Source organism: Nitrospinota bacterium (assembly GCA_016235255.1).
Lineage (GTDB): Bacteria > Nitrospinota_A > UBA7883 > UBA7883 > JACRLM01 > JACRLM01.
The window spans coordinates 1-5,699 of sequence record JACRLM010000059.1 but is presented as its reverse complement, the minus strand read 5'-3'; the positions used below and the strand labels follow the sequence as shown (position 1 = coordinate 5,699).

Sequence of the window (5,699 nt, the reverse complement as noted above, 5' to 3'; positions counted from 1 at the left end):
AGCACCGCCTTTGCTCGACAACGGCGTCTGAAAACCCCAACTGCCCCGATTTACGGTTCATTTCGCCTCCAGCTATATATTGTATTACTATTGGTAATATAATATAGCATCATAAAAGCAATTATGCAAAGCTTTCCTTGCCAAGGGGGAGTGGCCGAAGGCCGGGGGGGTGAATGATGAGGATCCATGAACATTCCTTTCACCACAAAGACGCACAGTCGCGCGGATTGGTTGCTTCCCCGTGGTCGCCTGACCACGGATTCCAATCTCTGTGTCTTTGTGCCTCTGTGGTCAATTGCCTACTCTGGATGGCTCCATGTTAGCCGCATTTTTCGCCAATCCGCTTTCCAGGCTTATCGCCGTAGTCACCATCTCGCTTGCCGTCGGCTTCGGCTCGGGCGCTGTGACGGCGTACAAATGGATCAAGGCCAACCAGGCGGACGAAATAATCGCCGCCGCAAAACAGGCCGATGACCTGCGCCGCAAATGGGAAAGCGACGCCATTAAAGCTGTGGCCCGGAGCAACGCATACGAGGCGAGTCTTACCTCCGCCACACAGACGATTTTGGAGAAAGTGAAAATATATGAAACTCCCGCTGGCTGTTCTGACCTTGGCCCTGTTTGGGGCAGGTTGCACGACCGGGCGGCAATGGGCCTGCCCCACGCCGCCTACGCCCCCCGCTGAACTGGCGGCTCCGTGCGCTCCGTTGCGCACCATCGGCGATGGAGCTGTTCCGCCGCAACGGGCGCTGGAAACCGCTGTGGAGAACTACGCCCTGTATCACCAGTGCGCCGGACGGCACAAGGCGCTGGCGGACTGGTATGGCGCCATCAGGGGGCGGCGGGATGGATGGGAATGGCCGTGGGAGTAAGCCTGGAGCTTTGCGGAATAATCACGCCGGACGAATCAGTCCAGCAGCGCGGTGAACATTTTATTGGTGTCCGAAAGGCGCTCGGCGAGGGTGCGGGCCATGAAGTTGTGGAATCGCATTGCGATGGCGCTGTGCTCTTTTGTCATGCGCTCGATCGACTCGCTTGTGATCCTGCACAGGACGCTCTTTGTTTCTGCGATTATCGTGGCGGTGCGTTTGTTCTTCATGTACATCCCCACTTCCCCCACCACTGTTCCTGCGCCCATGGTGCGGATCCTGATGGTCTTCCCGTCCGAAAGCTCCAGCAATATGGTCACCTCGCCCGCCTCCACGAAATAAAGGGAATCGGACGGATCCCCCTGGCGTATAAGCTTGTGGCCGCCCTCAACGCTCACTTTCTCAAGATATTTTTCGAATATTTTCCAATCATCATCGCCGAACATCTCGCGGCGCATCCGTTGAAGCATCGAGTCGTCATCGTGACCGGCCACCTGCTTCATTTCGGAGAGCACCTGGTTTTCGCACCACTCAAGGTCCCGGTCCAGGTCGCTGTACACGTAAAATGTCCCGCCGTCGTTGTAGGTTATGCCCGCCTGGTCGAATTGCCGGAGGATATTCTGGGCGACGCTGACCATCACAATCCTTATCGTCTTGGACTCGGCCAGTTGGTTAAGCCGCGTGAAGGACATTGTGGCCGAGGAGTCCAGCCCGTGGACGAGGCGGAAATCGAACAGCACATAGCCAAGCTGGGCGGCTGGACCGGCTTTCTCTATCTTGTCGCGCACCCTGCTCAAAAGGTTGTTGGCTGTGCCGAAAAATATGAAACCTTGGAGCTTGAGGATGTAAAGCCGCGCCCCGTTCTTCTTGAGCGCCTCCGTCATGCGGAAAGAGCGCTCCACGTTGCTGTGGAAATTCTCGCCGGTAAGCTCGTTTTTCACGACGTTCACCTGGCTGTATTTTTCCACGAAAAGGATGATGCCGGAAAGTATGCCCGCTATTATCCCTTCGATGAACCCTATGGAAGCGATCACCACCAGGATGAGCATCACCACAAGGTAGTCGGCCTTGGGCAGCTTGGACCTGGCCAGCACGATCCATGTGATCAGGAAATCCACCCCTCCATAAAGGAGGAATCCACCGATGACAGGTTTTGGCATATAAGAGAGCGCCGAGGCGCCCAAAAACATCGCCACAAGGCAGATAGCCGCCACGATGAGCCCCACGGCACGGCTTTCGGCGTTCATCCTGTTGTTCAGGGCCGCCACGGAAAGGGAATGGAACCCCGCCATCCCGCCGCCCGCCGAGGCGGCCAGGTTGGCGATACCTGCGTATTTGAGCTCGTCGTTAAGGTCGAGGTCCCTTTTGATGAGCACTTCCACGCTGGAGGCGTTGAGCAGGAAAGATATGAGGCTTATAATCAGCAGCGAACCGACGTGGGGCAGGGAATATGCGATCGCCAGAAAGTCCGCCCCCGCCAGATCGTCAAGCGACATGGGCTCCCAAAGCGATCCAGCCGGAAACGGCCCCAGCAGCCACCCGTTTGCCTTGGCGCTTTCAACACTCCCCCCTATGGCGAACATGGCGACGTAAAAGAAGACCATTCCCCAAAGCAGCATCAAGGGCAACACCAGGAAGTGATTCACCCGGCGCATGAAAAAGAGTATGAGGAAGGCGAAAAACACCCCGCTGAAGAGCTTCATCGCCGCGCCGGGCTGCGCGAGCAATGGAAGATCCGCCATCGTGAAAGGAACAGAGCATATGACCCCCACAGCTCCTTTCGTCATCAGCCATCCCGCGCCGGCTGAAAAACCGCCGATGACAGGGTATGGTATGAACCGGACGAAATTGGCCAGTTTGAGCGCTCCAAGCCCGAGGAACAGCGCGCCGTTGAGAAACGTGGCCAGCGCGATGGCCAGCATTATCGTCACCATCACCTGCCCATGGCCGGCTCCGGGCATGGCTGCGGCCACCCCTGCGGTGACAAGGGCCAGGATGGCCGCGTTGGCGCTCTGCGGCGACGACACGGAGCCCTGGTATGAGCTTGTCAGCGCGATAATGATATTCGTGACCGCCGCGCCGAAAAGCGCGATCCCTATCCCCTGGTTTATGTGGCCTGCGATCCCTCCGGAAAAGACCAGGGCGGCGGATGATATGGAGAACACGACGATAAGCATGCCGCTGATCAAGCCAGAGGCGGCCACAGCCGCGGCTTTTGAGCCCAATAGTTTTTTCAAGCGACCCTGTCCATGCCAGTATGCAGTGATGATAAAGGGCAGATTATACAGCTTTAAAGATAAGGTTCAACGGGATTATTTGTTTACGATGGACGGTCGTGACGCAACCGGACTATCAGCTCAGTCTCGCTCCGCCGGACGCTTCCTCCAGCGATATCACGCGTTGCTTTGCGGAATCCCACAGCGGCGATATGTCCCGGATCTTGTTTATGACGCCGGGCAGCCGCTCCATCACATAGTCCACGTCTTCGATGGTGTTCTCATGCCCGAAGGAAAACCGCAGGCTGCCGTGGATGATCTCGTGGGGGATGCCCATCGCCATAAGCACGTGGGACGGATCGAGCGATCCGGAGCTGCAGGCCGAGCCCGTGGATATGGCTATACCGTTCATGTCCAGGTTTATCAAGAGGGCCTCCCCTTCCACGCATTCAAAGCTCAGGTTCGTAGTGCCCGGAGCCCGGAGCTTTTTGTGGCCGTTCACCCGAACGAACGGGATGGCGTCCAGCACGCGCCGCTCAAGCTCGTCCCTCAGTTTCTTAAGGTGCGCCGCGTTCTTTTCCAGGTTGGCCATGCCCAGTTCCACCGCCTTGCCCAAACCGATGATCCCCGCCACGTTCTCCGTGCCGGCGCGCACTCCGCGCTCATGATGGCCGCCATGGACCAGTGGATGCATCTTCGTCCCCTTGCGCGCGTAAAGGGCGCCCACTCCTTTGGGCGCGCTGACTTTGTGGCCGGAAACGGAAAGCAGGTCCACACCCAGGCTGTCCACAGTGAATGGGACCTTCGTGAATGTCTGCACCGCGTCCGTATGGACGGCCACCCCTTTTTCCTTCGCCGCTTTGGCTATTTCCTCAACTGGCTGGATAGAGCCGACTTCGTTGTTTGCGTGCATCACGCTCACAAGCACCGTGTTCTCGTCAATCGAATCACGGACCTCTTCAACGCTTACGATTGCGGAGGCGTCCACCGACAGTTTAACCATGTCGTACCCGTTTTTCGCCAGATACTTGCACGGCTCAAGCACCGCCGGATGCTCTATGGCGGAGGTGATCACACGGCCCCCTCCCTTTTTCCGGTTGGCCCACGCAAATCCCTTCACAGCCAGATTGTCGGACTCCGTGCCGCCGGACGTGAAATATATTTCCGAGGGGCCCGCCCCCAACGCAGACGCCACTATCTCGCGCACCTCGCCTATTTTCGCCTTCACCGCCCTGCCGTGGTGATGGGCCGACGACGGATTGCCGAAATTGTCCTTCAGGTAAGGGAGCATGGCCTCCAATACTTCCGGGTGTATGCGCGTTGTGGCGTTGTTGTCCAGATATACAAAGCGGGTGTCACTCATGGCGATCCTCCATACCGCGCTATAGCCGCATCCGGCTTAGCGATTCTTCATCGGCGGGCGCAGCCTCGATTGTCCAGGCGGCGGCCTCTTTCTTCTTCTTATACTCTATTTTCACGCTCGGCGCGTCCTTTGCGTCGCAATACCTGGCGGTGACCCCGCCGATGACGCCGATTGATTCGCGGCTAAGCTTCCCTTTGGCGACGGCAAGCGGCCCGTTCACCTCGGCGGCGTAGAATATGAAATCTTCGTCACCGGCCATCCTCATAAGCCGCTTGTTCTCCTCCTCGTCCCTGCCCACCACAAGCTTCACCTCCGGGCTGACACGGAAATGCCTTCCAAGCCGCAATAGCCTGGCGTCTTTCACCCCCGCTTCTACGTCGTTGTCCAGAAGGTCCCGCATCCTGTTGGCGAAATGCTGGTCTGTCAGCAGGCACCCGCCGGACGAACACAGGTTGTCCGTCATCCCGAACTCTTCCTTTGCGATGCGCACCTGCTCTTTTCTCGACCGGCCGTGGATCGCCAGCATCTGTTCCCTGTCCAGTGTGCCGTTCAACTCCGGGACCGTCGGGGGCAGAAGCTTTGCGCACAGCGGCCGCACCACAAGCCCGTCCAGCCCCGCCTCTTTTTCTATCATCCTCATCCTGTCTATCTTCTGGGACATCATGCGCTGGCCGGCAACCTCGCCTGTGAATATGAACGCCGCCCCGGTCTCCTCCATTATCTGCTTTGCCCTGCGGAAGATCATGATGCGGCAGTCCACGCAGGGATTGATATTCTTGCCGTACCCGAACTTCGGATTGCGCACAAGGCCGATATATTCCTTCCCCATGAATTCCACCCGGACAGGGATGCCAAGCTCCTCGGCAAGCCGTTTCGCCTCGTTTTTGCACCCGTGGTCCTTGCGGGTGCAGGTGCAGAACGGGCTCATGAAATTAAGCGCCGTCACGTCGAATCCAAGCCTCTGCATTATGCGGGTGGCAAGGTTGCTGTCCAATCCTCCGGACAAAAGCCCTATGGCCTTCACCTTCACACCGGCCCCAGCCACGGAGGCGCCATTCACTTCTATTTCGCTTAATACCGCCACTTCATTCTCCATCAATACATATACTCTATCACTAGTGTCCCAACGTTAGTCGAACAAAAACAGCTGATTGTCTGAAACCGGCTGAAATCCGTTTATGACAGTTTCCGCAAGCAGTTGATCCAACGGGGTTTTCTCGAACATTGTGAGGCTCAGAATCTGTAGAATTT

5 protein-coding genes are annotated in these 5,699 nt (G+C 57.5%); 2 read left to right on the top strand and 3 right to left on the bottom strand.

Features of this window, described 5'->3' with window-relative positions:
- The first annotated feature begins 316 nt into the window (after nucleotides 1-316).
- Complete coding sequence (locus HZB29_07370; protein MBI5815415.1) at nucleotides 317-685, top strand: hypothetical protein; 369 nt, start codon at nucleotides 317-319, stop codon at nucleotides 683-685.
- A 22-nt stretch (nucleotides 686-707) separates the two neighbouring features.
- Complete coding sequence (locus HZB29_07365) at nucleotides 708-872, top strand: hypothetical protein (protein ID MBI5815414.1); 165 nt, start codon at nucleotides 708-710, stop codon at nucleotides 870-872.
- Nucleotides 873-907: 35 nt separating this feature from the next.
- Here HZB29_07365 and HZB29_07360 read toward each other — a convergent pair whose 3' ends face one another.
- The 3 genes from HZB29_07360 to HZB29_07350 all read right to left on the bottom strand — a co-directional run bounded on the left by HZB29_07360 (nucleotide 908) and on the right by HZB29_07350 (nucleotide 5,532).
- On the bottom strand, nucleotides 908-3,106 hold the full coding sequence (locus HZB29_07360; GenBank protein ID MBI5815413.1) for an SLC26A/SulP transporter family protein: 2,199 nt from the start codon (nucleotides 3,104-3,106) through the stop codon (nucleotides 908-910).
- A 115-nt stretch (nucleotides 3,107-3,221) separates the two neighbouring features.
- Nucleotides 3,222-4,448 (bottom strand): cysteine desulfurase NifS, encoded by a 1,227-nt coding sequence (gene nifS, locus HZB29_07355; protein MBI5815412.1) that lies wholly within the window; start codon nucleotides 4,446-4,448, stop codon nucleotides 3,222-3,224.
- A gap of 19 nt (nucleotides 4,449-4,467) precedes the next feature.
- Nucleotides 4,468-5,532, bottom strand: coding sequence for a hypothetical protein (locus HZB29_07350; protein MBI5815411.1), 1,065 nt, complete (start codon nucleotides 5,530-5,532; stop codon nucleotides 4,468-4,470).
- Between the last annotated feature and the right edge of the window lie 167 nt (nucleotides 5,533-5,699).

Excerpts from the sequence above, each read along its gene's own strand:
- HZB29_07370 (MBI5815415.1), top strand. The coding sequence starts at position 317 with ATGTTAGCCGCATTTTTCGCCAATCCGCTTTCCAGGCTTATCGCCGTA.
- nifS (MBI5815412.1), bottom strand. The coding sequence starts at position 4,448 with ATGAGTGACACCCGCTTTGTATATCTGGACAACAACGCCACAACGCGC.